The sequence below is a fragment of the Mesorhizobium sp. M0772 genome (assembly GCF_040320135.1).
Classification (GTDB): Bacteria; Pseudomonadota; Alphaproteobacteria; order Rhizobiales; family Rhizobiaceae; genus Mesorhizobium.
This window is the reverse complement of sequence record NZ_JAMYPB010000064.1, coordinates 1-26,308: the sequence shown is the minus strand read 5'-3', so window position 1 is coordinate 26,308 and position 26,308 is coordinate 1. Positions and strand designations below refer to the sequence as shown.

Sequence of the window (26,308 nt, the reverse complement as noted above, 5' to 3'; positions counted from 1 at the left end):
GCCTAGTCTCGGGGGCGCGTTTATGTGTATACGCGACAGGGTCTTTACAACGCGCCGGCGCTGGCACCCCCACCCCGCTCCGCTTCGCGGATCGACCCTCCCCACAAGGGGGAGGGTAAGGAGTCGGACATCACTGCCCCATCTTGTAGTCGAGAAACCACTTCTTGTTCAGCGCCTCGATCGTGCCGTCGGCCTTCAGCGCCGCGATCGCCGCGTTGACCGGCTTCACCAGGTCCGAGCCCTTCGGGAAGATGAAGCCAAAATCCTCGGTGCCGAGCGGGCCGCCGATCAGCTTGAGCTTGCCGCCGGAGGCATCGACATAGCCTTTGCCGGCGGTGCCGTCGGTCAGGACGACATCGACGTCGCCGGATTTCAGGGCCTGCACCGAAGCGCCGAAGGTCTCGAACTGCTTGATGCGCGGGTTCTGCTCATTGCCGTCGAGCACGCTGTAGACGGCGGTGTAGAACGGCGTCGTTCCGGCCTGCGCGCCGATCAACCCGTCCTTGAAGGCGGCGAAGGTCTTGGCGTCGGTGAAGCGGCTTTCATCGGCGCGCACCAGCATGAACTGCTCCGAACGCATATAGGGGTCGGAGAAATCGACCTTCTCCTTTCGGTCGTCCTTGATGGTGATGCCGGTCATGCCAATGTTGTACTGGTTGTCGGAAACCGCCTGGATCATCGCGTCCCAGGAGGTGTTCTGGTACTCCACCTTGAAGTTCAGCCGCTTGGCGATTTCGTCCATCGCGTCATACTCCCAGCCGATCTGCTTGCCGGTCTTGGCGTCGATGAACTGCAGCGGCGGATAGGCGTTTTCCGTCACCACCACGACCTTCTTGCCGCCGAGATCGGGCAGCGCATCGGCCGCCCATGCAGCGACGGGCGCGAGGAAACAGGCCGCGAGGGCGGCCAGCAGCAGCTTCGATTTGGTCATGACACGCTCCAGGATGAGAAGCCCGCTTGCAGCCGGGCTCGCATGAAAATCCAGGCGCGACTTTAGCCGTCCGCAGACGGCTTGCAAGCCGGTCCGGTGCTCAGCGTCCGGTGAAAGCGGATTCCAATGCCTTCAACCAACGCGGTTTTAGAACGCCCCGTGGTCGGAATTTATTCCGTGATTGCGCCGCCGGCAAACCAGGCCCCTCCTGGACACGGGAACCCGTCAGATGACGGATCAGGATGGTGACGTAGCCTCACGCAGCTTGGCGACAAATCCGGTCAAGGTCCGGTGCAGCGACTTCAGCTTCTCGACTTCCAGCGGCATGGCGCAGGCAAGGCCTGCGGATACGTCCTTGATGCGGGCGCGCAGCGCCTGGCCCTTGGCAGTCGGTTCGACCAGCACGCGGCGCTCGTCGGCCGGATCGCGACGGCGGGTGACGAGACCAGCCGCTTCCATCCGCTTGAGCAGAGGCGTCAATGTCGCCGAATCCAGCCCCAGCGCCTCGCCGAGTTCGCCGACCGTGCTCGGCGCATGCTGCCACAGCGCCAGCATCGCCAAATATTGCGGATAGGTCAGGCCGAGCGGGTCAAGCAGCGGCCGATAGAGCTTGGTCATCAGCCCGCTCGCCGAATAGAGCGCGAAGCAGAGCTGCTGGTCGAGGCGCGGAACGGCGATCCTCCCGGCGGTGTCCGCCGGGACTTCGCTGGCCCTGGTTTCGGTCTTCGTCGTCATGCTGCCTTTGCCGGAAGCGCCACGGTCGAAAGCGCCACCTCGACATTGCCTTTGATCGCATTGGAATAGGGGCAAATCTGATGCGCGGCCGATACAAGCGCTTCCGCCGCCGCCTGATCAAGGCCTTTGGTCTCGGCGGCCAGTGCGACACCAAGTTTGAAGCCTTCACCATTGGGAAGCAGGCTGACGGTGGCGCTCACCGCCGCATCGTCCAGCGGCAGCTTCTGCTTGCGCGCGACGAAGCGGATGGCGCTTTCGAAGCAGGCGGCATAGCCGACCGCGAACAGCTGCTCGGGATTGGTGGCGCCACCCTGTCCGCCGAGCTCCTTCGGCAAAGCGAGGTCGACCTTCAGCAGGCCGTCGCTGGTCTCGCCGTGGCCGGCGCGGCCGCCGGTGACGCGAGCCTGTGTGGTGTAGAGTGCCATGTCAGTTCTCCATTTTATTTGTACACTATCATTTAGTGTACAAGATAATTCGAGTCAACAGCCATGGCCAAACTCTCGGCCGGCAATCGTTCACAGTCTGGTGAAACGAAAAAAGGCGGCCGAAGCCGCCTTTCAAAATCCTTGGACCAGGTTTATTCGGCCGGGGTCGCTTCCGCCGCCTTTGCAGCCTCGTCGGCGGCCTTGGCGGCTTCGTCGACGGCCTTCTTCTCGGCAGCTTCCTTGGCGGCCGTCTCGGCGGCCAGCGCCTGGGCAGCGGCAACCTTCTCGGCTTCGATGCGGGCCTTCTCGGCGTTCAGCGCGTCGCGTTCCTCATCGTTGAGCTTGCGGGCGCGCACGCCGGTGTTTTCCGAAATACGGGCCGACTTGCCGCGACGGTCGCGCAAATAATAGAGCTTGGCGCGGCGCACCTTGCCGCGGCGCACGATCTCGACGCCTTCGACCATCGGCGAGTAGACCGGGAAAACGCGCTCGACGCCTTCGCCGTAGGAGATCTTGCGGACGGTGAAATTTTCCTGGAAGCCGGCGCCGGCGCGGGCGATGACGACGCCCTCATAGGCCTGGACGCGGGTGCGGGTGCCTTCGGTCACGCGGACCTGGACGCGCACGGTGTCGCCGGGCTGAAACTCGGGAAGCTTGCGCTTGGCTTCGATCTTGGCGGCCTGTTCGGCCTCGAGCTGACGGATGATATCCATCTCAATAGTCCACTTCTTGTTCTTCCGACAGTCAGAGCGTCCGACACTCGCCTTGCAGTTCCATGGACCGCTCGGCTATGCCCTTTGTCCCCGAGACATCTGTCTTCGAAACATTGGGCAGGGGCGACTACACCGTCATTGTTGACGGGTCCGGGAGATTTTTCTCGCCAGTACGGGCGGGCACATACAGCTATTTCACTGACTTGTCACGCCTTGGCCCTGTCTTTTTTGGTCGCATGCCACCACGCAATCGTCCAGTGCAGGGTTGCGCCGGCCCTTCAAGCTTCCTAATCCGGGAGCAGCACACTTGTCCGGCGGCCTTACAATGTCTGTTTTCGACGCAGTCCTGCTCTTCCTCGCGGGTTTTCTGTCAGGCGCCGTCAACGCCGTTGCCGGCGGCGGCACCTTCATAACCTTCGGCGCCATGACGCTGGCCGGCCTGCCGCCGATCGTCGCCAACGCCACCTCCTCGGTGACGCAGTTTCCCGGTTACATCACCTCGACGCTGGCTTACTGGACCGACATCAAGCATTTCTGGCGCGGCGCGCTGCTGCTTTGCCTGATCTCGGCTTTGGGCGCGCTGGCTGGTGCGCTCATCCTGCTGGCGCTCTCAAATCCGTCGTTCCGCGCGCTGGTGCCGTGGCTGCTGCTTGCGGCAACCGCCTTGTTCGCCGCCGGGCCGTGGCTCAAACCAACGCCGAAGCCTGGGCATGAAGCCACGGTCGGCTCTCTGACCGGTTCGCTGGCGCAGTTCGCCACCGCCATCTATGGCGGCTTCTTCGGCGCCGGCATGGGCGTCATGATGCTGGCGACGCTCGGCCTGACGCAATCCGGCGACTATCACCGGCTGAACGCGCTGAAGAACATGCTGGCCGTGGTCATCGCCGCCGTTGCCATACTGGTCTTCGTTTCCGGCGGCGTTGTTGCCTGGCCGCAGGCAATCGTCATGATCCCCGGCGGCGCGCTCGGCGGCTATGCCGGCGTCTGGATCGCCAAGCGCGTGCCGCAAAACGCAGTACGCGGCTTCGTCATCGCCGTCGGCCTGTTTCTCGCCGTCTACTACTTTGCCAAGGGCTGAGCGGCGAGCAAATCCGGCCGGCGCTCCCTGGTCAGCTTCTCGGACTCCGCGCGCCGCCACGCGGCGATCTTCTTGTGATTACCGGAGACCAGCACGTCGGGGATGGGGCGGCCTTCGAACTCCTGTGGCCGCGTGTAATGCGGGTGTTCGAGCAGGCCGTTCTCGAAACTTTCTTCCTCGCCCGACACCGCATTGCCCATGACGCCGGGCAACAGCCGCACAACGGCGTCGAGCAGTACGAGCGCCGCCGGCTCGCCGCCCGACAGGATGAAATCGCCGATGGAGACCTCTTCCAGTCCACGCGCCTCGATCAGCCGCTGGTCGACGCCTTCGAACCGGCCGCAGACGATGACGGCGCCTGGCCCAGCGACCAGTTCGCGCACACGTGCCTGCGTCAGCGGTTTTCCACGCGGGCTCATCAGCAAACGCGGCCGCGGATCGCCCGCCGGCGACGTGTGGTCGATCGCCTTGGCCAGCACATCGGCGCGCATCACCATGCCGGCGCCGCCGCCGGCCGGCGTGTCGTCGACGGTGTGATGGCGATCGCTGGCGAAGTCGCGGATCTGGATCGCTTCCAGCGACCATGTCCCGACTTCGAGCGCCCGTCCGGCCAGCGACAGGCCTAGCCCGCCCGGAAAAATCTCGGGATAGAGCGTCAGCACCGACGCCTTGAACGTCACCGGTTGCCTCCGGCTTCGCGCGGCCCGCGCGGTCGGCCCTTCGCGCCGAAATCTTCTTCGCGCGGCGCGTCGCCATCCTCATCCTCGACAAGGCCGGCGGCTGCCGGGTCGACGCGGAGAAAACCTTCGGCAATCGAAACCTGAGGCACGGCGGCCTGGGTGAACGGGATCAGCACGCCTTTGCGCCCGCCGAGGGTAACGTCGAGAATGTCGCCGCCGCCGAAATTATGCACCGCCACCACCTTGCCGATGACCGCGCCCTTATCGTCGCGGACTTCAAGTCCGACGAGATCGGCGTGGTAGAATTCGTCCTCCTCGCCATCGTCGGGCAGCATCGAGCGGTCCACGAACAGCTCGGTTCCGGCCAGCGCCTCGGCGGCGTTGCGGTCGGCAATGCCCTTGAAGCGCACCACCATGACGGTGTTGGCGGGCCTGATGTCGATGATCTGGAAGGCGCGGCCGTCCTTGGCATAGAGCGGCCCATAATCGGCCAGCGCCATCGGCTCGCCAGTGAAAGTCTTCACCCGCAATTCGCCCTTGATGCCGTGGGCGGCGCCGATCACGGCCATTTGCACGGGGTTCTGGGGCTTCGACATGGCTGATATCCTTTGCCCTGCTCTAACGCCCTACGGGCGTCATTTCAATGATCGACCGGAGCCATTTCAATGACAGGTTCTTCACCGCTTCCTAACCCGGCTGCCTGACAATGGCGGCATGCAGGAATTTCTCATCCCGGCAAAACCCGACCTCCAGGCAGCGCGCGAAAGCTGGCTGAAGATGCTGGCGCGCGAGCGCCGGCTGGCGCCGGCGACCGTCGAAGCCTATGAACGCGACACGCGCCAGTTCCTGCATTTCCTCACTGGGCATTGCGGCGGCTCGCCCGGTATTTCCGACATCGCCACTCTGCGCCCGGCCGATCTGCGCGGCTTTCTTGCCGCGCGGCGCAACGGCGGGGCCGGGGCCCGCACGCTCGGCCGGGGTCTGGCCGGCATCCGCTCGCTGCTGCGGTTTCTCGAGCGGCGCGGTCTCGCCAATGCCGCCGGTGCCGCGGCGTTGCGCGCGCCGCGCCAGCCGAAATCGCTGCCCAAGCCGCTGACCGCCAGCGATGCCAAACATGTCGTGTCGGTGGAAGGCCAGCTGGCTGAAGAGCCTTGGATCGCCGCCCGCAACGCCGCCGTGCTGACGCTTCTTTACGGCTCCGGCCTGCGCATTTCCGAAGCGCTGGGCCTCAGCGCCGCCGATCTGGCATCGGAAGCCGACACCGTGCTGCGCGTCACCGGCAAGGGCGGCAAGACACGGCTGGTGCCGGTGCTGCCGGTGGCGCTCAGGGCAATCGCCGAATACCGAAAACTGTGTCCCTACCATCTCGACCCCAAGGGCCTGCTGTTTCGCGGCGCCCGCGGCGGGCCGCTCAACCCGGCCATCGTCCAGCGCGACATGGCGAAACTGCGCTCGGCGTTGAACCTGCCCGACACTGCGACACCGCACGCGCTGCGCCATTCCTTCGCCACGCATCTGCTCGGCCGCGGCGGCGACCTGCGCACCATCCAGGAGCTTCTCGGCCACGCCAGCCTGTCGACGACGCAGGTCTATACCGGCGTCGACACGGCAAGGCTGCTCGAGATTTACGAATCCGCGCATCCCCGCGCGTGACCACTGTATAAGTCCAGGACAATTTCCCCACGCCGGTTAACCGTTTCGCCGCTTTTCAGTCCTAGAACCGCACCATGAAACGCGCCCTTGCCATTGCCGATCGCGCGGCCCTTGTGTCGCTGAAGCTGCTCGTCGCGCTCAATGCCCTGTTTTTTCTGTCTTTTCTCGTCGCGCTGCTGCTTGCCATGGGCAAGGCGCATGCCGAAGCCCCGGCCTGCGCCGGCGCCGATCTGCTGTCGGCCGTGCAGAAGGATGACCCCGCCGCCTATGCCAGGATCGAGACGGAAGCAGCGGCGACGCTGAACGGCAAGGGCCTGTTGTGGAAGCTGGAGAAATCAGGCGAAAAGCCGTCCTTCCTGTTCGGCACCATGCACATGACCGACCCGCGCGTGACCACTCTGCCGCCGGCAGCCAGGAAAGCCTATGACGCTGCCGGCACCATCATCATCGAGACCACCGACGTGCTCGACAAGCAGAAGATGATGGAGGCCATGCTCAAGGAACCCGAGCTGATGATGTTCACCGACAACACGACGTTGTCGTCGCTGTTGTCGCCGGAGGATGCGGCGGTGGTGAACAAAGGGCTCGATGCGCGCGGCATTCCGCCGGCTAGCGTCTCCAAGATGAAGCCGTGGCTGCTGTCGGCCATGGTCGCGCTGCCGGTCTGTGAGGTCGCCCGTCAGGCAGGCGGCGCACCGGTTCTGGACGTCAAGCTGGCGCAGGACGCCAAGGCCTTGGGGAAGCCGGTGGAAGGGTTGGAGACCGCTGCCAGCCAGCTGCACGCCATGGCCTCGCTGCCGATTGCGTTCCACATCAAAGGGCTGGTCGAGACCCTGAAGCTCGGCGACAAGATAAACGACATCAACGAAACCATGATCGTGCTTTACCAGCGCGGCGACACCGGCACCTTCTGGCCGCTGTTGCGTTCGATCTCGCCCGACGAAGACGACGACGCAGGTTACGCCGAATTCGACCGGACGATGATCACCGGCCGCAACAAGGTCATGGCCGACCATGCCGCACCGATCCTGGCCAAGGGCAATGCCTTCATGGCCGTCGGCGCCATGCATCTTCCCGGCCCCGAAGGCCTGGTCGAGGATTTTCGCAAGGCCGGCTATACCGTCACCGCCGTCGACTGAGCAGCGCCCGTCTTGAATACCGAATCACGTAAGCCCGGCTCTGTGCGGTGCGCAACTGATTCGCAAAGCGGAGGCGGTTGGCCCTATTTTTGGCGGAAAAGGCCAGCTAAGCTCGTTCTACCTCGTTCGTGATTGATTTTGCGGGGGAAATACAGGCCAACAAGCGGTTGCGAATCAGAATTTTCCTGCGTTCGTCAATTTGAAGGCCTAGTATGAACCCGTTCAACGGTTGCGCGTTGAGGGGTGTTGATTGATGCTTTTCATCCACGGAGGACACTTTTATGGCGAACCCTAACGATCCAGCGCCCAGGTCGGGTGGTGGCAGCGGCTGGCTGATTGCGCTGGTCGTCGTCATCCTTGCGATTGTCGCGTACTATGTTTTCGGCAGAAGCGGCGAACATCCTGCGCCCGCAGAGCCGCCGGCAGCCAGCACACCGGCGCCCGCACCTGCACCGGCTGAGCCGATGAAGCCCGCCGAACCGGCTCCCGCACCAGCCCCTGCGCCCGCACCGGCTCCTGCGCCAGCTCCGGCACCCGCGCCTGCTCCGGCGCCGAGCCCGTAATCTGGCCAACTGATCTGGCATCTTGATTCCAGCCAAGAACGGCCCGCTGAAAAGCGGGCCGTTTTGTTTGGGGCACCTATCGGCGAGCGTCGCGATTCTTCACCGCCCCCTCTGTCCTGCCGGACATCTCCCCCTCGAGAGGGGAGATCGGCAGTTCACGAACAGCGCCAGGTTAGAAACGTGAGAAACTTGAAAGCTCGCGACGCGGCGGTGAAGTCCAATCTCCCCCCTCGAGGGGGAGATGGCCGGCAGGCCAGAGGGGGGTGCTGTCCCTCCAGCGTTTCCTTAAATATGGATCGGCTTGAAGAACGTCGCCAGCGCTGCTTCCTTCACCGCTTCCGAAATTGTCGGATGCGCGTGGCAGGTGCGGGCGAGGTCTTCGGATGAGCCGCCGAATTCCATCAGCACCGCCGCCTCATGAATCATCTCGCCGGCGCCGAAGCCGACAATGTGGACGCCGAGCACGCGGTCGCTGGCTTTGTCGGCGAGGATCTTCACGAAGCCGTCCGTGTGGAGCATGGCGCGCGCGCGGCCGTTGGCGGTGAACGGGAATTTGCCGGTTTTGTAGTCGATGCCGGCCTTCCTCAGCTCTTCCTCTGTCTTGCCGACCGAAGCGATTTCCGGGCTGGTGTAGACGACGCTCGGAATGACGTCGTAATTCACATGGCCGGCCTGGCCGGCAATGGTCTCGGCCACCGCCACGCCTTCATCCTCGGCCTTGTGCGCCAGCATCGGACCGGCGATGACGTCGCCAATGGCGTAGATGCCGGCCACGTTGGTCCTGAGATGCCCGTCGGTCTTGACCCGGCCGCGCTCGTCGACCTCGACGCCGGCTTCTTTCAACCCGAGGCTGTTGGAATAGGCCCGGCGTCCGGTCGAGATCAGCACCGCGTCGGCCTCGATGGTCTCGGCCGCACCACCCTTGACCGGCTCGAACGTAACGGCGGCGCCCTTTTTGGCCTTGGTCACCCCTGTCACCTTGGCGCCGAGCTTGAACTCGAAACCCTGCTTGGAAAGCAGGCGCTGGAACTGCTTGGAGACCTCGCCGTCCATGCCGCCCAGGATGGCGTCGAGGAATTCGACCACGGTGACCTTGGCGCCGAGCCGTGCCCATACCGAGCCGAGCTCCAGACCGATGACCCCACCGCCGACAACCACCAGATGTCCCGGCACCTTCTCCAGCGACAGCGCGCCGGTCGACGACACGATCACCTTCTCGTCTATGTCGACCTTGACGCCGGGAATGCCGGCGACATCGGAGCCCGTGGCAATAACGATATTTTTCGTCTCGATCTCCTCGACCTTGCCGTCCTCGGCCGTCACCGACACCTTGCCGGCCGCAACCACCTTCCCGGTGCCACGGAAACTATCGATCTTGTTTTTCTTGAACAGGAAGGCGACGCCATTGACGTTGGCCGAAACGGTCGCGTCCTTGTGCGCCATCATCTTCTTCAGATTGAGTTTCGGCGCCGGTATCTCGACACCCAGCGCATCGAAGGAATGGCCGGCCTCGGCAAACATTTCCGATGCGTAAAGCAGCGCCTTGGATGGAATGCAGCCGATGTTCAGGCAAGTGCCGCCGAAAGTGGCGTTCTTCTCGACCACCGCGACCTTGAGCCCGAGCTGTGCCGCCTTGATGGCGCAGACATAGCCGCCCGGTCCCGACCCGATGATAACGACATCATAAGCCATGTTCGTTTCCCTTAGCTTGGGGCTCAGCGGCCGCCGCTTACATTCAGGATTGCGCCGGTCGTGTAGGACGCCTCATCCGACAAAAGATAGAGAACCGCATGCGCGACTTCATCGGCCGTGCCGGCGCGTTTCATCGGCAGCATGTCGCGGAACCGCTCGACCCGGTCCGGCTGGCCGCCCGAGGCGTGGATCTCGGTGTCGATGATGCCCGGCCGTATCGCGTTGACGCGCACGCCTTCGGTCGCGACTTCGCGCGCCAGGCCGAGCGTGAAAGTGTCGATCGCCGCCTTGGACGCGGCATAGTCGGCATATTCGCCGGCCGAGCCGTGTAGCGACGCCGCCGACGAGATGTTGACGATGGCGCCGCCCTGGCCGCCATGCTTGCTCGACATGCGTTTGACCGCTTCGCGCGCGCACAGGAACGAGCCGATGACATTGATGCGCATCATGCGCTCCAGCCGCGCCAGGCTCATCTCGTCGACGCGCGCCTTGACGTCGACGATTCCGGCATTGTTGACCAGGGCGTCGAGCCGGCCATAGGCGCTATCGACGGCTTCGAACATGGCGACGATGTCAGCCTCGACGCCGACATCGCCCTTGACCGCTATCGCTTCACCGCCGCCGGCCTCGATCTCGGCGACCAGCGCCTGGGCCGCGGCCTCGTTTGCGGCATAGTTGACCGCGACGCGGTAGCCGGCCTTCGCCGCAAGCCGGCAAGTGGCCGCACCAATGCCGCGGCTGCCGCCGGTGACCAGAAGAACTTTCTTCGCCGCGCTCATTCCTGGCAACCTTTCAGCAAAAACACATCCCACGGCAGTTTCGAAAAACCGTTGGAGCCAAAGGCGGACGACATCTGCAACGATGGACCCAGATCGGGGAAGATCAGGCTCTGCGGCGCGTCCGTGCCTTCGGCCGCCAGCAGCGCAATGTTGCCCTTGTCGTCGGCGCTGTAGACCACGCCCTGCCAGACCGTGCAGGCGGCAAGCTCGTCACCGGTGACGTCGCCGGTCGGGCATTTGTACATCAGCGATCCGTGCGGCCGCGAAACGCCCGATGTCCACATGACGATGCCGTCGAGGACGACACCTTTATCGAGCACCATCGTGAAGGAGTTGGTGACGGTGACCGCATCCGTCGTCGGCCGGAAATCGATGCCGGCATCGCTCTCGGCATCGCCATAGACGGCGAGAGCCAGCGGGCAGGCGGCCTGGGCGGGGATCGGCGTCGCCACCGCTGCTGCTAGCGACAGGGCCAGAACACGCTGCGAAATGCGGAAGGACCGGATTGTCATTCGTCGCCCTGAACATCCCGGTCGACAAGGAAGACCGCTGCTAGAAAGTAATCTATCTCAAAGTCAATTTTCGCATCCCCGTCCACCGGAATGGTGTTGATCTCATACTTGAGGGTCAAACAGCGGGAGCCTTCCGACAGTTCGATATAGATGTCGCGCTCATCGCCGCCACCGATTGTCCAATTGAACTCAGGCTTGTTCAGGACCTGCAGCGCTTTCGGCAACGCGTGAAATGCAATCGGGTCGTTGCCAGCCAGAATGGTTGGATGTCTTCCCAGATTGAGTTCGAAATCGCCGCGCCAGGTCGCCATCATGCCATTGAGTGCCAAGGCGGTCTTGGAAGGCTCGACGCTGATCGATCGCAAGCGAAAATCGGGGCTGAAGAAGAATTCGCAATTGGCGCCATAGATACACCACGCGGACTCCGTGTCCCCGTGGCGATAATGACCGTCCGCCCGCACATCCTCCGCGTCGATCAGTTGTCGAACCGCCTCACGGCTGCTTTTGCCGAGTTCGAGAGGACCCGCGCGGCCAGTCGTCAGGAGTTCGAACAGGTCGATCGGCGGGGCGGGCTCGGCCATCCCGGATCACTCACAGATCGAGCACCAGCCGTTCGGGATCCTCCAGGCTATCCTTGACGCGGACCAGGAAGGTCACGGCTTCCTTGCCGTCGACGATACGGTGATCGTAGCTCAGCGCCAAGTACATCATCGGCCGGATCACGATCTGGCCGCCGACCACGACAGGCCGGTCCTGGATCCTGTGCATGCCCAAAATGCCGGACTGCGGCGCATTGAGGATCGGCGTCGACATCAGTGAGCCGTAAACGCCGCCATTGGAGATGGTGAACGTACCACCCTGCATGTCGGCGACCGACAGCTTGCCGTCCCGCGCGGCAATGCCCAGCCGGCCGATGTCCTTTTCGATCTCGGCAATCGACATTTGGTCGGCATTTCGCACCACTGGCACGACGAGACCCTTTTCGGTGCCGACGGCAACGCCGATATGGGCATAGTTCTTGAAGATGATGTCGGTGCCGTCGATCTCGGCATTGACCGAGGGGATTTCCTTCAATGCGTGCGTAACCGCTTTGGTGAAGAAGCCCATGAAGCCGAGCTTCACGCCGTGCTTCTTCTCGAAGATGTCCTTGTACTTGGTCCTGAGCGCCATCACCGCCGACATGTCGACCTCGTTGAAGGTGGTCAGCATGGCGGCGGTCGACTGCGCTTCCTTCAGCCGGCGCGCAATGGTCTGGCGCAGCTTGGTCATGCGCACGCGCTCCTCGCGCGACGCATCGTCGCCCGAGGACGGCGCACGCACGGCGACCGGAGCCGGTGCGGCCTTCGGAATTTCGGCCGGCTGCGACGGCGCGCCCTTGGAAATCGCGTCGAGCACATCGCCCTTCAGCACCTGGCCGCGCTTGCCCGAGCCAGAAACCTGGTCGACCGACAGATTGTTCTCGGCGATCAGCTTTGCGGCAGCTGGCGCCGGCGGCATGGTGCGCGGCTCGACCGGCCCGGCATCGCCGGCAATCTTGGCGGTCTCGGCCGCGGCCTGCTTGGTCGTATGTGCCGCGTCGGGGCTCGACGCCTGCGACACAGCTTGCGGCTTGGTCTCCTGCTTGGACGCCGGGGCGGCGGCAGCGCCTCCAGCCGAGATCGAACCGAGCAGCGCGCCGACGCCAACGGTCTCGCCTTCCTTGGCGGTGATCTCGCCCAGCGTGCCGGCGGCGGCGGCAGGCACCTCCACCGTCACCTTGTCGGTTTCGAGCTCGACCAGCGGCTCGTCGACGGCAATGGCATCGCCGACCTTCTTGAACCACTTGCCGATGGTCGCCTCGGTGACGGATTCGCCGAGAGTGGGAACGCGGATTTCGGTAGCCATTGTGCCTGTTCCGTTTCTTCTCTGTCTGTTCTATTCGCCGGGTTTGTTCTATTCGCCGAGCGCGTCTTCGAGCAGGGCGGCGAGCTGTGCCAGATGCTTCGACATCAGCCCGGTCGCCGGCGACGCCGCCGCCGGCCTGCCGGTGTAGCGCACCCGCTGATGCTTGGCGTCGATATGAGCCAGCACCCATTCCAGATACGGATCGATGAACGACCAGGCGCCCATATTCTTGGGCTCTTCCTGGCACCACACCATCTCCGCATTGCGGAAACGCGACAGCTCGGTGATCAGGGCCTTGGCCGGGAAGGGATAGAGCTGTTCGACGCGCAAGAGATAGATGTCGTTGATGCCGCGCTTCTCGCGCTCCTCGTAGAGGTCGTAATAGACCTTGCCCGAGCACAGCACGACGCGGCGGATCTTGGAATCCTTGGTGAGCTTGATCACCTGGTTTTGCAGCAGCTGGGCATCGTCCCACAAAAGCCGGTGGAACGAGCTTTCGCCCGAAATCTCCGGCAGCGTCGATACCGCCCGCTTGTGGCGCAGCAGCGACTTCGGCGTCATCAGGATCAGCGGCTTGCGGAAGTCCCGCTTCAGCTGCCGGCGCAATATGTGGAAGTAGTTGGCCGGCGTGGTGCAGTTGGCGACTTGCATATTGTCTTCGGCGCAGAGCTGCAGGAAGCGCTCGAGCCGGGCCGACGAATGTTCCGGCCCCTGGCCCTCATAGCCATGCGGCAACAGGCAGACCAGGCCCGACATTCTGAGCCACTTGCGCTCGCCCGACGAGATGAACTGGTCGAACACCACCTGGGCCCCGTTGGCGAAATCGCCGAACTGCGCTTCCCAGAGCGTCAGCGCCTTAGGCTCGGCCAGGCTGTAGCCATACTCGAAGCCGAGCACCGCCTCTTCCGACAGCATCGAGTTAATGACTTCGTAGCCGGCCTGTGCGGCCGACAGATTGTTGAGCGGGATGTAGCGGGTCTCGTCGCGCTGGTCGTAGAGCACGGAATGGCGCTGCGAGAAGGTGCCGCGTTCGGAATCCTGGCCGGAGAGCCGGATCGGATTGCCGTCGAGCAGGATGGCGCCGAAGGCCAGCGCCTCGGCCGTCGACCAGTCGATGCCTTCGCCGGAGTCGATCGCCTGGCGGCGGTTTTCGAGGAAGCGGATGATGGTCTTGTGCGCCTCGAAGCCCTTCGGCACCTCGGTCAGCTTCTTGCCGATGTCCTTCAGCACCTTGACCGGCACGGCGGTCTTGCCGCGGCGCTGTTCGTCCTGGTTGTCGGCCGTGCGCAGGCCTGACCAGGCGCCGTCCAGCCAGTCGGCCTTGTTGGGCTTGTAATGCTGGCCGACTTCCCATTCGGATTCCAGATGGGCGCGCCAGTCGGCCTTCATCTTGTCGAGTTCGGCCTGGCTGATATGGCCCTCGGCGATCAGCCGCTCGCCATAGATCTGCACCGTCGTCTTGTGGTTGCGGATGTTGGCGTACATGATCGGCTGGGTGAAAGCCGGCTCGTCGCCCTCATTGTGGCCGAATCGGCGGTAGCAGAACATGTCCACCACCACCGGCTTGTGGAACTTCATGCGGAATTCGATCGCCACCTTCGTGGCGTGCACCACCGCTTCCGGGTCGTCGCCATTGACGTGGAAGATCGGCGCCTCGATCATCTTGGCGACGTCGGACGGATAGGGCGACGAGCGCGAGAAACGCGGATTGGTGGTGAAGCCGATCTGGTTGTTGATGATGAAATGCAGCGTGCCGGCGACGCGGTGGCCGCGCAACCCCGACAGGCCGAGGATTTCGGCAATCACACCTTGGCCGGCAAAGGCGGCATCGCCATGCAGAAGCAGCGGCAGCACCTTGGCGCGCTCTTCCAGCGGCACGATCTCCTCGCGGCTGCGGCCGAACAGATAGTCCTGCTTGGCGCGCGCCTTGCCCATCACAACCGGATCGACGATTTCCAGATGCGAGGGATTGGCGGTCAGCGACAGATGCACCTTGTTGCCGTCGAATTCGCGGTCCGACGAGGCGCCGAGATGGTACTTGACGTCGCCCGAGCCCTCGACCTCGTCAGGAGCGGCCGAGCCGCCCTTGAACTCGTGGAAGATGGCGCGGTGCGGCTTGGCCATCACCTGGGACAGCACGTTCAGCCGGCCGCGATGCGCCATGCCGAGCACGATCTCCTTCATGCCGAGCTGGCCGCCGCGCTTGATGATCTGCTCCAGCGCCGGGATCAGGCCTTCGCTACCATCGAGGCCGAAGCGCTTGGTACCCTTGTACTTGACATCGATGAACTGCTCGAAGCCTTCGGCCTCGACCAGCTTCTGCAGGATCGCTTTTTTTCCCGTAGCGGTGAAGGAAATCTCCTTGTCGGCACCCTCGATGCGCGCCTGGATCCAGGCCTTCTCCTCGGGATCGGAAATGTGCATGAACTCGACACCTAGCGTCGAGCAATAGGTGCGGGTCAGGATCTCCAGCATCTGCCGGATGGTGCCGAATTCGAGGCCGAGCACATTGTCGAGGAAGATCGGCCGGTCGTAGTCGGCTGCGGTAAAACCGTAATTTTCCGGCGACAGCTCGTTATAGTCCTCAAGCGGCTTGGCGATGCCGAGCGGGTCGAGATTGGCGTGCAGATGGCCGCGCATGCGGAAGGCGCGGATCATCATGATGGCGCGCACCGAATCGCGCGTCGCCTGATGCACGTCGGCATCCGATAGCACGACGCCATTGGTGACCGCCTTGTCCTTGACCTTCTTTTCCAGATGCTTCTCGACGATGCCCCAATTGCCGTCCAGCGCCGACACCAGTTCGCCATTGGCCTGCAGCGGCCAGGACGGCTTTGCCCAGGAAGCGCCCTTGGCGTTCTTGCGCACATCGCCGGCGTCGTCCTTCAGCCCGGCGAAGAAATCCTGCCATTCGGGGTTTACTGACTCTGGATCATCCTCATAGGAGGCATACAACGCGTCGATATAGTCGGCATTGCCGCCATACAGGAAAGAGGTGAGCGAAAATTGGTCGTTGGCCTGATCTTGTCTTGCCATTTTTGTCTGCGGAGCCTGGCTCCGTCTCCTTTTCAAAAGTGAATAGTGAGTAGCGAATAGCGAGTAGGGATTTTTTCCGGGTCGCGCCGTTACTCTCTTTTCCCTATTCGCTATTCACTACTCGCTACTCACTTAGCCTTTGATCGCCTCGACCAGGGTCGTGCCCAGACGCGCCGGCGATGGCGATACCTTGATGCCGGCCGATTCCATCGCCGCGATCTTGTCTTCCGCGCCGCCCTTGCCGCCGGAGATGACCGCGCCCGCATGGCCCATGGTGCGACCGGCCGGCGCAGTGCGCCCGGCGATGAAGCCCGCCATCGGTTTCCTGCGGCCGCGCTTGGCCTCGTCCTTGAGGAACTGCGCGGCGTCTTCCTCGGCCGAACCGCCGATCTCGCCGATCATGATGATCGACTTGGTCTCGTCGTCGGCAAGGAACATTTCGAGCATGTCGATGAACTCGGTGCCTTTTACGGGGTCGCCGCCGATACCGACGGCGGTGGTCTGGCCGAGGCCGACATTGGTGGTCTGGAACACTGCCTCATAGGTAAGCGTTCCCGAGCGCGAAACAACGCCGACCGAGCCCTTGCGGAAGATGTTGCCGGGCATGATACCGATCTTGCATTCGTCGGGGGTGAGCACGCCGGGGCAGTTCGGGCCGATCAGCCGCGAGGTCGAGCGGTCGAGCCGCGCCTTGACCCTGACCATGTCCATCACCGGAATGCCTTCGGTGATGCAGACGATCAGCGGGATCTCGGCTTCGATGGCTTCGAGGATGGCTTCGGCGGCGCCCGCCGGCGGCACATAGACAACCGAGGCATTGGCGCCGGTCTTTTCCTTGCCCTCGGCAACGGAAGCGAAGATCGGCAGGTTTTCGCCCTTGGCGCCGGTCCAGGTCTCGCCACCCTTCTTGGGATGGATGCCGCCGACCATCTTGGTGCCGTGATAGGCCAAGGCCTGCTCGGTGTGGAACGTGCCGGTCTTGCCGGTCAGGCCCTGAACCAGCACCTTGGTGTTCTTGTCGATGAGAATGGACATCGGAGCCCTTTTCTAAAAGCCGTTGATCGGGGAAGGCGAGACGCGCCGGTAGACGCCGCTCACCATGTCTTGCCAGCTGTCGCTGCCGGCAGGTTTGAAATGCAGTCGCATCCGGTAGGCATCGGCATTGTCGAAAATATACGTCACGCGCGCTGAGCCACGCGGCGACGACCGCTCCAGAACCAGCTCATCGCCGTTCCACGTTCCTGTGGCCGGCGAGGCCGGCACAAAACCCATGGAGTCGAACTGGTGCATGGTGAAGAGCCTGTTTGGCTGATCGAAGCCGAACACGCTGTGCGAGCCGAACGAGACCGTGCCGTCGCGGCGCTGGCGATAGCGCTGGACCACGAACAGTCCGCCGAACTGTGCCTCTGCCAGCACGTCCGACGTCGCCGGTCCGCCATCGGCCCACTGCGTTTCCGCCACCTCTTCCTCGCCGCGCCACGCGCCGACCAGCGCCTGCAGGCGCTGGTGATCGGCCGAGAGCGAGAAGGCGTTCATGATCAGAGCCGCTTCAGGTCGGAGACGGTGAGGTCGCTCTTGGCGTTGCCGGTGTTGAGCGTCGTTGCCGGTTCGAACATCAGCACCACCGGCCCGGCGGTCAGCGACCGCGGCCGGTGCTCGACGCCGCGCGGCACGACGATGAAATCGCCCTCGCCGAGGTCGACCGGACCGTCGCGGAAATCGATGGCGATGCGCCCGCGCAGGACGAGGAAGGCTTCGTCCTCATGCTCATGCGCATGCCAGTCGAAGGTCTCGCCGAACTTGGCAACCTTCGCCTGGCTGTCATTGACGTCGCCGGCAATATGCGGATCGAAGACCTTGCTGATCTTCGCATCCGCCGCCTCGACGAGGTTTATCTTGCGCGGAGGCATTCGCCTTCAGCCCTTCACCGCCGCCACGATCTTCTTGGCTGCGTCGTCGAGATCGTCCGCCGACACCACGTTGAGGCCGCTGTCATTGATGATCTTCTTGCCGAGTTCGGCGTTTGTGCCTTCGAGGCGCACCACCAGCGGCACTTCCAGGCCGACTTCCTTGACCGCGGCAATGACGCCCTCGGCAATGATGTCGCACTTCATGATGCCGCCGAAGATGTTGATCAAAATGCCTTTGACCGCCGGGTCCCTGGTGATGATCTTGAACGCTGCCGTCACTTTTTCCTTGGACGCACCGCCGCCGACATCGAGGAAGTTGGCGGGTTCCGCGCCATAGAGCTTGATGATGTCCATCGTCGCCATGGCAAGGCCGGCGCCATTGACCATGCAGCCGATATTGCCGTCGAGCGCGACATAGGCGAGGTCGTATTTCGACGCCTCGATCTCCTTCTCGTCCTCTTCGGTGGTGTCGCGCAGTTCCATCAGCTCGGGATGGCGAAACAGCGCATTGTTGTCGAACGACACCTTGGCGTCGAGCACGCGCAGCCTGCCGTTCTTCATCACGATCAGCGGGTTGACCTCGAGCAGGCTCATGTCCTTCTCGACAAAGGCCTTGTAGAGGATCGGGAACAGCGTGCCGGCATCCTTGGCGGCATCGCCGGTGAGGCCCAGCGCTTCCACCAATATGTCGACGTCGATGGTCGTCACGCCGGCCAGCGGATCGATGGCGCGGGTGATGATCTTGTCCGGTGTGTCGTGGGCGACGCCTTCAATGTCCATGCCGCCCTCGGTCGAGACGACGAAAGCGATGCGGCCGACCGAGCGGTCGACCAGGATCGACAGATAAAGCTCGCGCTCGATGTCGGCGCCGTCCTCGATATAAAGACGGTTGACCTGCTTGCCGGCGGGGCCGGTCTGCTTGGTCACCAGCGTGTGGCCAAGCATCTCATTGGCGTTGGCAACGACTTCGGCAACCGACTTAGCCAGCCGCACGCCGCCCTTTGCGTCGGGCGACAGTTCCTTGAACTTCCCCTTGCCGCGGCCACCGGCGTGGATCTGGCTCTTCACCACATAGAGCGGGCCGGGCAGCGCTTGTGCCGCGGCTTCCGCTTCGCTTGCCTTGAACACCGGCACGCCTTCGGCCACCGGCGCGCCAAACGACTTCAGCAGCGCCTTGCCTTGATATTCATGGATGTTCATCTGGATGGTCTCCGGATCGGCTGCTTTGGGGGATTACTTCGAGGCGAGGTGCGGGGCGATCTTGACGCAAGCCTCGGTCAGGCCCTGCACTGTCGCCACCGAAGCGTCGAACATCTTCTGCTCGGCCTTGTTGAGGTCGATCTCGATGATGCGCTCGACGCCGCCGGCGCCGATGACAACGGGAACGCCGACATAGGTGCCCTTGACGCCATACTGGCCCGAGAGATGCGCAGCACAAGGCAGCACGCGCTTCTTGTCCTTGAGATAGGATTCGGCCATCGAAATTGCGGAAGCCGCCGGCGCGTAGAAGGCCGAGCCGGTCTTCAAGAGGCCAACGATCTCGGCGCCGCCGTCACGGGTGCGCTGGACGATCTGGTCGAGCTTTTCCTTCGAGGTCCAGCCCATCTTGATGAGGTCCGGCAGCGGAATGCCCGACACCGTGGAATAGCGGATCATCGGCACCATGGAATCGCCATGGCCGCCGAGCACGAAGGCGGTGACGTCCTCGACCGAGACCTTGAACTCCTCGGCCAGGAAATAGCGGAAGCGCGCGCTGTCGAGCACGCCGGCCATGCCGACGACATGGGTCTTGGGCAGGCCGGAAAACTTCTGCAGCGCCCAGACCATGGCGTCGAGCGGGTTGGTGATGCAGATGACGAAAGCCTTGGGCGCGTATTTCTTCAGCCCTGCGCCGACCTGTTCCATGACCTTGAGGTTGATGCCCAGCAGATCGTCGCGGCTCATACCCGGCTTGCGCGGCACGCCGGCAGTGACGATGCAGACATCGGCGCCCTCGATCCCGGCATAATCATTGACGCCGGTCAGCCGGGAGTCAAAACCGTCGACCGGCGACGACTGCGCGATATCGAGCCCCTTGCCTTGCGGAATGCCCTCGGCAATATCGAACAGCACCACGTCGCCGAGGTCCTTGAGGCCGACCATGTGAGCGAGCGTGCCGCCGATCATGCCGGAGCCGATAAGCGCTATCTTGTTGCGTGCCATGTGAGGAAATTTTCCCTTTGTCTGTGACGACGCCCAAATCTCTGGTGATCTGGTTGACGGCGTCGAGGAAGAGGCCGGAATGCTGTGGTCTCAGCGAGATTTCGCCGCATCCAGTAGCCCTGGTGGAAAATATATTCAATCGATTATTTTCGAGTGAACAATTTCAATCGGTTAGAAACATTGGGGTTTACGTAAACGTCAAAGTTTGTAAGCCGACTTGAGAGGTTTTATACAACGAACGTGGAAATCAGAAGACTCTATCCAGGCGATGACGCCCTTGTGAAGCGCATCGCCGAAGACGTGCTCGACGAGCCGGTGCGGGCCGACAGGCTTGCCGCTTACCTCGCCTCGCCGGGTCATTTAATGATTGTCGCGCTGGCAGACGGCGTCGTCGTCGGCCAATGCGCTGCCATCATCCACCGCCATCCCGACAAGGTGACCGAACTCTACATCGACGAAGTCGGCGTCTCGCCGGCCTTCCAGCGCCATGGCATCGCGCGAAAGATGCTCGACGCCATGTTCGCGCTCGGCCGCGAGCAGGGATGCGGCGAAGCCTGGGTCGGCACCGAACCGGACAATGTTCCAGGGGGCGCGCTTTATGAATCGCGCGAGGAGGTGCATGGGCCGGCGGAGTCGTTTGTGATGTATGTGTATGAGCTTTAGGCGTCGGCGGGACAGCGCCCCCCTCTGCCTTGCCAGGCATCTCCCCCACGAGGGGGGAGATCGGACGTCACGCGACCTTTCGCCAATCTCCAATGGCCGTAGGAATGAGCGGAGCGCCGAAACCGCCAATCTCCCCCCGTGTGGGGGAGATGTCCGGCAGGACGGAGGGGGGCGCGAAGGATCACACATAATGACCTCTTGGAACCCTCAGACCTGCGCTTCCGCGTTGTCCTTCTGCCGTTCCGCCCAGTCTTCCAGCCAGTCGCGGCTTTGCATCTCGATCAGCCGCGAGGCCGTGCGTTCGAATTCGAACACCTCGACGCCGCGTCTGGCCGTGTAAAGCTCAGGCGGGGGAGCCTCAGCGCTCACCACCAGCCGCGTGTGATGATCGTAGAGCGTGTCGATCAACAGGATGAAGCGCTTGGCCTCGTTGCGCTTGCCTTCGCCCAGCACCGGCACGTGATCGATGAAGACGGTCGAGAAGCGGCCGGCAATGGCCAGGAAATCGCGTGCGCCGAGCGGCTTTTCGCAGAGGTCGGCGAAGGAAAACCGCGCTGCATCCCCGGCGGCAGCCGGTATCCTCACTTGCCGCCCCTTGAGCGTCAGCGAGGTCTCGGCCGTCGGCGCTCCACGCGTCATCGCCTGCCAGGCCTCGTCGAGCACACGATCGGCTTCGGCATCCGCCGGGGTGACATAAACCGGCGTGCGGGCGAGCTTTTCCAGCCGGTAGTCCTTGTCGGCATCGAGCGTCAGCACATCGGCGTGGCGCTCGAGAATGCTGATGAAGGGCAGGAAGAGTTGGCGGTTCAGCCCGTCGCGATAAAGGTCCTGCGGCGCGACGTTCGAGGTGGCGACCAGAACCACGCCATTGGCGAACAGCGCCGAAAACAGCCGCGACAGGACCATCGCATCGGCAATGTCGGTGACCGAAAACTCATCGAAGCACAGCACCCAGGCCTTTTCGGCAAGCTGAAGCGCGACCGGCGGGATCGGGTCGTCCTCCTTGACGTCGCCGTTCTTGCGCGCCTGCCGGTGCTTCTGGATGCGGTCCTGCACATCGGCCATGAAGTCGTTGAAATGAACGCGGCGCTTGCGCCTGACCGGCAAAAGCTCGAAAAACATATCCATCAGCATGGTCTTGCCGCGACCGACGCCGCCATGAATGTAGAGGCCCTTGACGACCTCGCGCGTCTCGCGCTTGCGGGCAAACAGCCAGCCGAGCGCGCTCGACTTGTGCGCCAGCCGCTTGACCGAGATCTCGTCGGTCAGCCGGTCGAGCGCGGCGGCGATGCGCTCCTGCGCAGGATCGCGCTCGATGGCGCCGGTTGCGACCAGATGGTCGTAGCGCTGCCTGACGGTCGCATGGGTCTGGAGGCCGTCACGCAGATGCATCGGTCACGTCGCTGTCTAGGGATAGGCAGCCTATCTTGTAAGCGATATCGGCAAGCCGTTGGTAGTCTGGCCGTCGAATTTCGAACCGCCCGAGGAATAGAGCCGCGCCAGCGTGCCGCCATTCTCGTCATAGAGCGTCAGCTGCTTGCCGGCGACGTTCCACGATTTGATGCCGTCGATGGGCGGCGGGCAATGCAGCGGCCCGGCGCGGAAGCCGGCGCCGAATTTGGTCTGCGGCGTCGCCACCTTGCAGCTCTGTCCGGACACGCTGGCGTTCCAGACGCCGGCAACGCTCGCAGCGGTAAGGTCGGAGGCTCCGGCCGGCGCCGATCCGTCCGGCGGCAGCGAGGCGACCTGCGCGCCTGCCGGCGCGGTCGGGAATTGCGATGGGTCGGTGGTGCCCGGCGCTGCCGGGGGCGGCAGTTGGCTTCCGCTCACCGTGCCGGCGGGCGCGGGCTGCAGCGGGGCGGGCTGCTGGTCATCCATCGATGAAAAACGCGAGGTCGAACAGCCGCTCGCAACGAGCGCTGCCAGCGATACGGCCATCAGCCCGCTTCTCGAAAAAATCATTCAAACCTCCGTCGGATCCGGCTGGGGGGAAGCCGTCCGCACAATCTCACCCCTCACCAAGATGGAGAAGGTGGCGAAATTTCAACCCGATATGGTTAAAATAGGGTTTGCACCACGAATTGTTGTAAATTTGTCGCAAAATGGCTGGCGGACAAAAGGCATGTCTTCGCTCTAGCGCGGTTCCAACCGGTACATTGGTTGCGAAAGCGGCACCGGAGCCCGCAGCAGGTCGGCGCATCGGCGGTCGAGCGCAACTGCCGGCGCAAAACTGACTGAAGCGCTTGAGGCGCAAGGCCTGGCGCGTGAGCGGTTTCGCGCCTTGCGTCCGGGCGAGGTTTGGGACGTTCCCGAGATCGAGCGCGGCTGGAGTCTGCATTTGGCCGTTTACGGCACTGCCATTTTAGCCGATGGTCTATCGCAACAGGGGGAACAGATGAAATCAATCTTGGCAGTTTTGATCGCGCTGGTAATTTCGACGCCGGCCGCTTTCGCGGGTGAAATCACCGATCGCGCCGCTGAAGCCGAAAAGGCACTGCAGGCGGGTGATGGCGCCGGCGCGCTGGACAAATTCCGCAGCGCCGAGGACGCTCTGTGGCAAGCGATGCCGCTTGGCGTGCAAAATGTGAAGCATATCATGTCGGCCAGCGGGTTCGGCGCCTACGCCGAGCGCCCGAACCATGTCTACAAGCCGGGCGAAGAGATTGTGCTTTATATGGAGCCGGTCGGTTACGGCTACGGCTCGGATGGGCTCGGCAACAACCAGATCGCGCTTTACGTTGACCTTACCGTGCTTTCCCAGTCGGGCGAGAAGCTGGGAACCGTCGAAAAGCTTGGCCGGGTCCAGCTCGCCTCGCGCTCGCATAACCGAGAGATGTTCTTCAAATTAAACGTCTCCCTGGATGGCGTTCCCCCCGGCAAATACCGAGCGGATTTCCTCATGCATGACGAGAACTCGCAAAAGACGGCGCCTTTCACGACCGACTTCGAGATTGCCGAATAGCGCGCCCAGTCGGAGAGAGCCTCGCGGCAAGAGGGAACCAGAGCGCGGCAGATGCGTTCTTAGGCCGCTGCAGTCAATTTGCGAGGCATTGTCCATGATCAAATGGATCATCATTCTTCTCATCGTTGCTGCCGCCGCCAGCCTGCTCGGCATGCCGGCGCTGGCCGGTGCCGCCGCCACCGGCGCGCGCGTGCTGATCGGCATCGTTCTCGTCATCTTCCTGCTGATCGTGCTCGGCGTTTTCGCGGTAACCTAAACGCAGCCCACACTGGTAATTCCCGCCCGTTTCCGCCATATAGCGGCGAAACGTACAGGAATTACCTCAGATCATGGCAGGCACTGCCCCCTTCGCCAAGATGAACGGCATCGGCAACGAAATCATCGTCGCCGACATGCGTGGCCGTGCCGATAGGGTCACGGCGGCGTCGGCTGTCGCGCTGAACGCCGATGCGGCGACCAGGTTCGACCAGATCATGGCGATCCACGATTCGCGCACGCCGGGCACCGCCTTTTACATCGACATCTTGAATTCCGACGGCTCGGGCGCGCAGGCCTGCGGCAACGGCATGCGCTGTGTCGTCCAGGCGCTGGCCGCCGAAACCGGCCAGAAGACTTTCACCTTCGAGACCCGCGCCGGCATCCTCAACGCCGTCGAACATGCCGACGGCACCATCTCGGTCGACATGGGCACGCCGCGCTTCGGCTGGCAGGATATCCCGCTGGCTGAGGAATTCCGCGACACCCGCATGATCGAGTTGCAGATCGGCCCCATCGACGCGCCGGTGCTGCATTCGCCTTCGGCTCTTTCGATGGGCAACCCGCACGCCATCTTCTGGGTCGACAACGATGTCTGGTCCTATGAACTCGAGCGTTTCGGCCCGCTGCTCGAAAACCATCCGATCTTCCCCGAGCGCGCCAACATCACCATCGCCCAGGTAACGTCGCCGGAGACGATGATCATCCGCACCTGGGAGCGCGGCGCCGGCCTGACCAGGGCTTGCGGCTCGGCCGCTTGCGCTTCCGTCGTCGCCGCTGCCCGCACCCGGCGCACCGGCCGCAGCGTCACGCTGATGACGCCCGGCGGCGGCTCGCTGCATGTGGAATGGCGCGACGACGACCACGTCATCCTGACCGGCGCTGCCGAATGGGAGTTTTCCGGCAATTTCGATCCGTCGACCGGCACCTGGGCCCGCGACACCGAAAGCGCGGCCTGATGTCTGCACTTGCCGATACCAAGGGACCCAACTCCCAAGGCATAGACGTCGTCACCTTCGGCTGCCGTCTCAACACCTATGAATCCGAAGTGATGCGCCGCGAGGCCGAAAGCGCAGGCCTCGGCGCGCTCAAAGGCGGCGCCATCATCTTCAACACCTGCGCCGTCACCGCCGAAGCGGTGCGCCAGGCCAAGCAGTCGATCAGAAAGGCCCGCCGCGAAAATCCGGCGGCGCGCATCATCGTCACCGGCTGCGCCGCGCAAACCGAACCGCAGAATTTTGCCGCCATGGACGAGGTCGACCTCGTGCTTGGCAACGAAGAGAAGCTGAAGGCCAACTCCTACCGCGCGCTGCCGGATTTCGGCGTCAACGACACCGAGAAGGCGCGCGTCAACGACATTTTCTCGGTGCGCGAGACCGCCGGTCATATGGTGGACGCCATCGAGGGCCGGGCGCGCGCTTTCGTGCAGGTGCAGAATGGCTGCGACCACCGCTGCACCTTCTGCATCATCCCCTACGGCCGCGGCAATTCGCGCTCGGTGCCGATGGGCGCGGTTGTCGAGCAGGTCAAGCGTCTCGCCGGCAACGGCTATGCCGAGATCGTGCTGACCGGCGTCGACATGACCTCTTTCGGCGCCGACCTGCCGGGCGCGCCGAAGCTGGGAAAGCTGGTGAAGACCATCCTGAAGCAGGTGCCTGATGTGAAGCGGCTGCGGCTGTCCTCCATCGATTCGATCGAGGCGGATGATGATCTGCTCGACGCCATCGCCACCGAACCCAGGCTGATGCCGCATCTGCATCTGTCGCTGCAATCAGGTGACGACATGATCCTGAAGCGCATGAAGCGCAGGCATTTGCGCGACCAGTCGATCCGCTTCTGCGAAGATGTGCGCAAATTGCGCCCGGCAATCGTCTTCGGCGCCGACATCATCGCCGGCTTCCCGACCGAGACCGAGGAAATGTTTCAGAATTCGACAAAAATTGTCGAGGAATGTGGGCTGACGCACCTGCATGTCTTCCCGTTTTCGCCGCGCGAAGGCACGCCCGCCGCGCGCATGCCGCAGGTCCGCCGCGAACTGGTCAAGCAGCGCGCGGCCCAGCTGCGCGCCGCTGGTGAGGCTGCGTATCGCCGCCATCTGTCGTCCCTCCCGGGAACGCGCCAAACGATCCTTATCGAGCGCGACGGCCTCGGCCGCACCGAAGGGTTCACGCTTGCCGCGCTCGGCACAGGCGCGCCGGGCGAGATCGTCGAGGCAGACATCACCGGCCATGACGGCGCGCGCCTGATAGCAGCCCCGCTCACTGCCCGCGCCGCCTGAGACGATTGAAGCATGGCCGGTTTTTTCAAGAACATATTTTCGTTCGGCAAGAAGGAAGTCGTCGAGGGGCGCATCGACGAAACCGCTCCCCTGCCGCCGATCAAATGGGATGCGCTTGAGGCGCTGAAGCCGGCGGCCGAGCAGGTCGTTCCGGAGTTCTTGAAGCGCGAGGAGCCCGAACCGCCGACGCCCCACCCTCCCCTCGATGGGGAGGGTCG

27 protein-coding genes and 1 pseudogene are annotated in these 26,308 nt (G+C 63.4%); 9 read left to right on the top strand and 19 right to left on the bottom strand.

The genetic code is table 11. From position 1 onward, the window contains the following. Nucleotides 1–130: 130 nt before the first annotated feature. From NKI06_RS27810 to rplS, 4 genes are all read right to left on the bottom strand, one after another. Entirely contained in the window at nucleotides 131–931 is an 801-nt protein-coding gene (locus NKI06_RS27810; protein ID WP_023687705.1) for a transporter substrate-binding domain-containing protein, read from the bottom strand. 237 nt (nucleotides 932–1,168) lie between these two features. After that, on the bottom strand, nucleotides 1,169–1,666 hold the full coding sequence (locus NKI06_RS27805) for a MarR family winged helix-turn-helix transcriptional regulator (protein ID WP_352987727.1): 498 nt from the start codon (nucleotides 1,664–1,666) through the stop codon (nucleotides 1,169–1,171). Further along, complete coding sequence (locus NKI06_RS27800) at nucleotides 1,663–2,091, bottom strand: organic hydroperoxide resistance protein (RefSeq protein WP_023670524.1); 429 nt, start codon at nucleotides 2,089–2,091, stop codon at nucleotides 1,663–1,665. Before NKI06_RS27800 ends, NKI06_RS27805 begins: the two co-directional genes overlap by 4 nt. Before the next feature lie 152 nt (nucleotides 2,092–2,243). Beyond that, on the bottom strand, nucleotides 2,244–2,804 hold the full coding sequence (rplS, locus tag NKI06_RS27795; protein WP_023687704.1) for a 50S ribosomal protein L19: 561 nt from the start codon (nucleotides 2,802–2,804) through the stop codon (nucleotides 2,244–2,246). A 325-nt stretch (nucleotides 2,805–3,129) separates the two neighbouring features. Here rplS and NKI06_RS27790 point away from each other — a divergent pair, with 325 nt between their 5' ends. Then, complete coding sequence (locus tag NKI06_RS27790) at nucleotides 3,130–3,882, top strand: sulfite exporter TauE/SafE family protein (protein WP_023745412.1); 753 nt, start codon at nucleotides 3,130–3,132, stop codon at nucleotides 3,880–3,882. Here NKI06_RS27790 and trmD read toward each other — a convergent pair. Beyond that, the gene (trmD, locus tag NKI06_RS27785; RefSeq protein ID WP_352987726.1) at nucleotides 3,864–4,562 is read right to left on the bottom strand and encodes a tRNA (guanosine(37)-N1)-methyltransferase TrmD; all 699 of its coding nucleotides are present in this window, start codon (nucleotides 4,560–4,562) and stop codon (nucleotides 3,864–3,866) included. The two genes, NKI06_RS27790 and trmD, sit on opposite strands and share 19 nt — an antisense overlap. Further along, complete coding sequence (gene rimM, locus NKI06_RS27780; RefSeq protein WP_352987725.1) at nucleotides 4,559–5,158, bottom strand: ribosome maturation factor RimM; 600 nt, start codon at nucleotides 5,156–5,158, stop codon at nucleotides 4,559–4,561. Before rimM ends, trmD begins: the two co-directional genes overlap by 4 nt. A 118-nt stretch (nucleotides 5,159–5,276) precedes the next feature. Between rimM and NKI06_RS27775 the strand changes: the two genes are divergently transcribed. Together NKI06_RS27775 and NKI06_RS27770 are read left to right on the top strand one after the other, a co-directional pair. After that, nucleotides 5,277–6,215: a tyrosine recombinase XerC gene (locus NKI06_RS27775; RefSeq protein WP_352987724.1), complete on the top strand. Its 939-nt coding sequence runs from the start codon at nucleotides 5,277–5,279 to the stop codon at nucleotides 6,213–6,215. Nucleotides 6,216–6,289: 74 nt separating this feature from the next. Then, the gene (locus NKI06_RS27770; protein WP_352987723.1) at nucleotides 6,290–7,354 is read left to right on the top strand and encodes a TraB/GumN family protein; all 1,065 of its coding nucleotides are present in this window, start codon (nucleotides 6,290–6,292) and stop codon (nucleotides 7,352–7,354) included. An 848-nt stretch (nucleotides 7,355–8,202) separates the two neighbouring features. On the opposite strand, the gene lpdA is transcribed toward NKI06_RS27770, so the two are convergent. The 11 genes from lpdA to mdh all read right to left on the bottom strand — a co-directional run bounded on the left by lpdA (nucleotide 8,203) and on the right by mdh (nucleotide 19,932). Beyond that, nucleotides 8,203–9,609 carry a dihydrolipoyl dehydrogenase gene (gene lpdA, locus NKI06_RS27765; protein WP_352987722.1) on the bottom strand — a complete coding sequence of 469 codons (1,407 nt, stop codon included), beginning with the start codon at nucleotides 9,607–9,609 and terminating at the stop codon, nucleotides 8,203–8,205. A 23-nt stretch (nucleotides 9,610–9,632) separates the two neighbouring features. Next, nucleotides 9,633–10,388, bottom strand: a complete 756-nt coding sequence (locus tag NKI06_RS27760) for an SDR family oxidoreductase (RefSeq protein WP_352987721.1) — start codon at nucleotides 10,386–10,388, stop codon at nucleotides 9,633–9,635. Next, nucleotides 10,385–10,900: a hypothetical protein gene (locus NKI06_RS27755; protein WP_352861425.1), complete on the bottom strand. Its 516-nt coding sequence runs from the start codon at nucleotides 10,898–10,900 to the stop codon at nucleotides 10,385–10,387. The genes NKI06_RS27760 and NKI06_RS27755 overlap by 4 nt, the downstream gene beginning before the upstream one ends. Next, a complete protein-coding gene (locus NKI06_RS27750) occupies nucleotides 10,897–11,481 on the bottom strand; it encodes a hypothetical protein (protein ID WP_352987720.1) in 585 nt (194 codons plus the stop codon). Before NKI06_RS27750 ends, NKI06_RS27755 begins: the two co-directional genes overlap by 4 nt. Before the next feature lie 10 nt (nucleotides 11,482–11,491). Further along, entirely contained in the window at nucleotides 11,492–12,784 is a 1,293-nt protein-coding gene (odhB, locus tag NKI06_RS27745; RefSeq protein WP_352987719.1) for a 2-oxoglutarate dehydrogenase complex dihydrolipoyllysine-residue succinyltransferase, read from the bottom strand. 48 nt (nucleotides 12,785–12,832) lie between these two features. After that, the gene (locus NKI06_RS27740) at nucleotides 12,833–15,820 is read right to left on the bottom strand and encodes a 2-oxoglutarate dehydrogenase E1 component (RefSeq protein ID WP_352512802.1); all 2,988 of its coding nucleotides are present in this window, start codon (nucleotides 15,818–15,820) and stop codon (nucleotides 12,833–12,835) included. 132 nt (nucleotides 15,821–15,952) lie between these two features. Next, complete coding sequence (sucD, locus tag NKI06_RS27735; protein WP_023730253.1) at nucleotides 15,953–16,855, bottom strand: succinate--CoA ligase subunit alpha; 903 nt, start codon at nucleotides 16,853–16,855, stop codon at nucleotides 15,953–15,955. Between the two features lie 12 nt (nucleotides 16,856–16,867). Further along, the gene (locus tag NKI06_RS27730) at nucleotides 16,868–17,356 is read right to left on the bottom strand and encodes a DUF1579 family protein (RefSeq protein ID WP_023710227.1); all 489 of its coding nucleotides are present in this window, start codon (nucleotides 17,354–17,356) and stop codon (nucleotides 16,868–16,870) included. Nucleotides 17,357–17,358: 2 nt separating this feature from the next. Further along, the gene (locus NKI06_RS27725; protein WP_352987718.1) at nucleotides 17,359–17,730 is read right to left on the bottom strand and encodes a cupin domain-containing protein; all 372 of its coding nucleotides are present in this window, start codon (nucleotides 17,728–17,730) and stop codon (nucleotides 17,359–17,361) included. Between the two features lie 6 nt (nucleotides 17,731–17,736). Then, nucleotides 17,737–18,930 carry an ADP-forming succinate--CoA ligase subunit beta gene (gene sucC, locus NKI06_RS27720; RefSeq protein ID WP_023752712.1) on the bottom strand — a complete coding sequence of 398 codons (1,194 nt, stop codon included), beginning with the start codon at nucleotides 18,928–18,930 and terminating at the stop codon, nucleotides 17,737–17,739. A 33-nt stretch (nucleotides 18,931–18,963) separates the two neighbouring features. After that, nucleotides 18,964–19,932, bottom strand: a complete 969-nt coding sequence (mdh, locus tag NKI06_RS27715) for a malate dehydrogenase (RefSeq protein ID WP_352987717.1) — start codon at nucleotides 19,930–19,932, stop codon at nucleotides 18,964–18,966. Nucleotides 19,933–20,172: 240 nt separating this feature from the next. On the opposite strand from mdh, the gene NKI06_RS27710 reads away from it, so the two are divergent. Further along, the gene (locus tag NKI06_RS27710) at nucleotides 20,173–20,595 is read left to right on the top strand and encodes a GNAT family N-acetyltransferase (protein WP_352987716.1); all 423 of its coding nucleotides are present in this window, start codon (nucleotides 20,173–20,175) and stop codon (nucleotides 20,593–20,595) included. A gap of 207 nt (nucleotides 20,596–20,802) precedes the next feature. On the opposite strand, the gene zapE is transcribed toward NKI06_RS27710, so the two are convergent. Continuing rightward, on the bottom strand, nucleotides 20,803–21,987 hold the full coding sequence (zapE, locus tag NKI06_RS27705) for a cell division protein ZapE (protein ID WP_352987715.1): 1,185 nt from the start codon (nucleotides 21,985–21,987) through the stop codon (nucleotides 20,803–20,805). Nucleotides 21,988–22,017: 30 nt separating this feature from the next. Then, nucleotides 22,018–22,557 (bottom strand): protease inhibitor Inh/omp19 family protein, encoded by a 540-nt coding sequence (locus tag NKI06_RS27700; protein ID WP_023687689.1) that lies wholly within the window; start codon nucleotides 22,555–22,557, stop codon nucleotides 22,018–22,020. Between the two features lie 376 nt (nucleotides 22,558–22,933). On the opposite strand from NKI06_RS27700, the gene NKI06_RS27695 reads away from it, so the two are divergent. The 5 genes and pseudogenes from NKI06_RS27695 to NKI06_RS27675 form a co-directional block, all read left to right on the top strand. Further along, nucleotides 22,934–23,557 carry a hypothetical protein gene (locus tag NKI06_RS27695; RefSeq protein WP_245261720.1) on the top strand — a complete coding sequence of 208 codons (624 nt, stop codon included), beginning with the start codon at nucleotides 22,934–22,936 and terminating at the stop codon, nucleotides 23,555–23,557. 94 nt (nucleotides 23,558–23,651) lie between these two features. Further along, nucleotides 23,652–23,813, top strand: coding sequence for a DUF1328 family protein (locus NKI06_RS27690; RefSeq protein WP_023683859.1), 162 nt, complete (start codon nucleotides 23,652–23,654; stop codon nucleotides 23,811–23,813). Between the two features lie 73 nt (nucleotides 23,814–23,886). Beyond that, the gene (dapF, locus tag NKI06_RS27685; RefSeq protein ID WP_023687687.1) at nucleotides 23,887–24,771 is read left to right on the top strand and encodes a diaminopimelate epimerase; all 885 of its coding nucleotides are present in this window, start codon (nucleotides 23,887–23,889) and stop codon (nucleotides 24,769–24,771) included. Next, entirely contained in the window at nucleotides 24,771–26,090 is a 1,320-nt protein-coding gene (gene mtaB / locus NKI06_RS27680; RefSeq protein ID WP_352987714.1) for a tRNA (N(6)-L-threonylcarbamoyladenosine(37)-C(2))-methylthiotransferase MtaB, read from the top strand. The genes dapF and mtaB overlap by 1 nt, the downstream gene beginning before the upstream one ends. A gap of 12 nt (nucleotides 26,091–26,102) precedes the next feature. Continuing rightward, nucleotides 26,103–26,308, top strand: a pseudogene (locus NKI06_RS27675) (signal recognition particle-docking protein FtsY); the annotation flags it as partial.

What these genes read in the sequence shown, in the direction of transcription:
- NKI06_RS27810 (WP_023687705.1), bottom strand. Translation starts at nt 931, where the DNA reads ATGACCAAATCGAAGCTGCTGCTGGCCGCCCTCGCGGCCTGTTTCCTC.
- NKI06_RS27805 (WP_352987727.1), bottom strand. Translation starts at nt 1,666, where the DNA reads ATGACGACGAAGACCGAAACCAGGGCCAGCGAAGTCCCGGCGGACACC.
- NKI06_RS27800 (WP_023670524.1), bottom strand. Translation starts at nt 2,091, where the DNA reads ATGGCACTCTACACCACACAGGCTCGCGTCACCGGCGGCCGCGCCGGC.
- rplS (WP_023687704.1), bottom strand. Translation starts at nt 2,804, where the DNA reads ATGGATATCATCCGTCAGCTCGAGGCCGAACAGGCCGCCAAGATCGAA.
- NKI06_RS27790 (WP_023745412.1), top strand. Translation starts at nt 3,130, where the DNA reads ATGTCTGTTTTCGACGCAGTCCTGCTCTTCCTCGCGGGTTTTCTGTCA.
- rimM (WP_352987725.1), bottom strand. Translation starts at nt 5,158, where the DNA reads ATGTCGAAGCCCCAGAACCCCGTGCAAATGGCCGTGATCGGCGCCGCC.
- NKI06_RS27775 (WP_352987724.1), top strand. Translation starts at nt 5,277, where the DNA reads ATGCAGGAATTTCTCATCCCGGCAAAACCCGACCTCCAGGCAGCGCGC.
- NKI06_RS27770 (WP_352987723.1), top strand. Translation starts at nt 6,290, where the DNA reads ATGAAACGCGCCCTTGCCATTGCCGATCGCGCGGCCCTTGTGTCGCTG.
- lpdA (WP_352987722.1), bottom strand. Translation starts at nt 9,609, where the DNA reads ATGGCTTATGATGTCGTTATCATCGGGTCGGGACCGGGCGGCTATGTC.
- NKI06_RS27760 (WP_352987721.1), bottom strand. Translation starts at nt 10,388, where the DNA reads ATGAGCGCGGCGAAGAAAGTTCTTCTGGTCACCGGCGGCAGCCGCGGC.
- NKI06_RS27755 (WP_352861425.1), bottom strand. Translation starts at nt 10,900, where the DNA reads ATGACAATCCGGTCCTTCCGCATTTCGCAGCGTGTTCTGGCCCTGTCG.
- NKI06_RS27750 (WP_352987720.1), bottom strand. Translation starts at nt 11,481, where the DNA reads ATGGCCGAGCCCGCCCCGCCGATCGACCTGTTCGAACTCCTGACGACT.
- odhB (WP_352987719.1), bottom strand. Translation starts at nt 12,784, where the DNA reads ATGGCTACCGAAATCCGCGTTCCCACTCTCGGCGAATCCGTCACCGAG.
- NKI06_RS27740 (WP_352512802.1), bottom strand. Translation starts at nt 15,820, where the DNA reads ATGGCAAGACAAGATCAGGCCAACGACCAATTTTCGCTCACCTCTTTC.
- sucD (WP_023730253.1), bottom strand. Translation starts at nt 16,855, where the DNA reads ATGTCCATTCTCATCGACAAGAACACCAAGGTGCTGGTTCAGGGCCTG.
- NKI06_RS27730 (WP_023710227.1), bottom strand. Translation starts at nt 17,356, where the DNA reads ATGAACGCCTTCTCGCTCTCGGCCGATCACCAGCGCCTGCAGGCGCTG.
- NKI06_RS27725 (WP_352987718.1), bottom strand. Translation starts at nt 17,730, where the DNA reads ATGCCTCCGCGCAAGATAAACCTCGTCGAGGCGGCGGATGCGAAGATC.
- sucC (WP_023752712.1), bottom strand. Translation starts at nt 18,930, where the DNA reads ATGAACATCCATGAATATCAAGGCAAGGCGCTGCTGAAGTCGTTTGGC.
- mdh (WP_352987717.1), bottom strand. Translation starts at nt 19,932, where the DNA reads ATGGCACGCAACAAGATAGCGCTTATCGGCTCCGGCATGATCGGCGGC.
- zapE (WP_352987715.1), bottom strand. Translation starts at nt 21,987, where the DNA reads ATGCATCTGCGTGACGGCCTCCAGACCCATGCGACCGTCAGGCAGCGC.
- NKI06_RS27700 (WP_023687689.1), bottom strand. Translation starts at nt 22,557, where the DNA reads ATGATTTTTTCGAGAAGCGGGCTGATGGCCGTATCGCTGGCAGCGCTC.
- NKI06_RS27690 (WP_023683859.1), top strand. Translation starts at nt 23,652, where the DNA reads ATGATCAAATGGATCATCATTCTTCTCATCGTTGCTGCCGCCGCCAGC.
- dapF (WP_023687687.1), top strand. Translation starts at nt 23,887, where the DNA reads ATGGCAGGCACTGCCCCCTTCGCCAAGATGAACGGCATCGGCAACGAA.
- mtaB (WP_352987714.1), top strand. Translation starts at nt 24,771, where the DNA reads ATGTCTGCACTTGCCGATACCAAGGGACCCAACTCCCAAGGCATAGAC.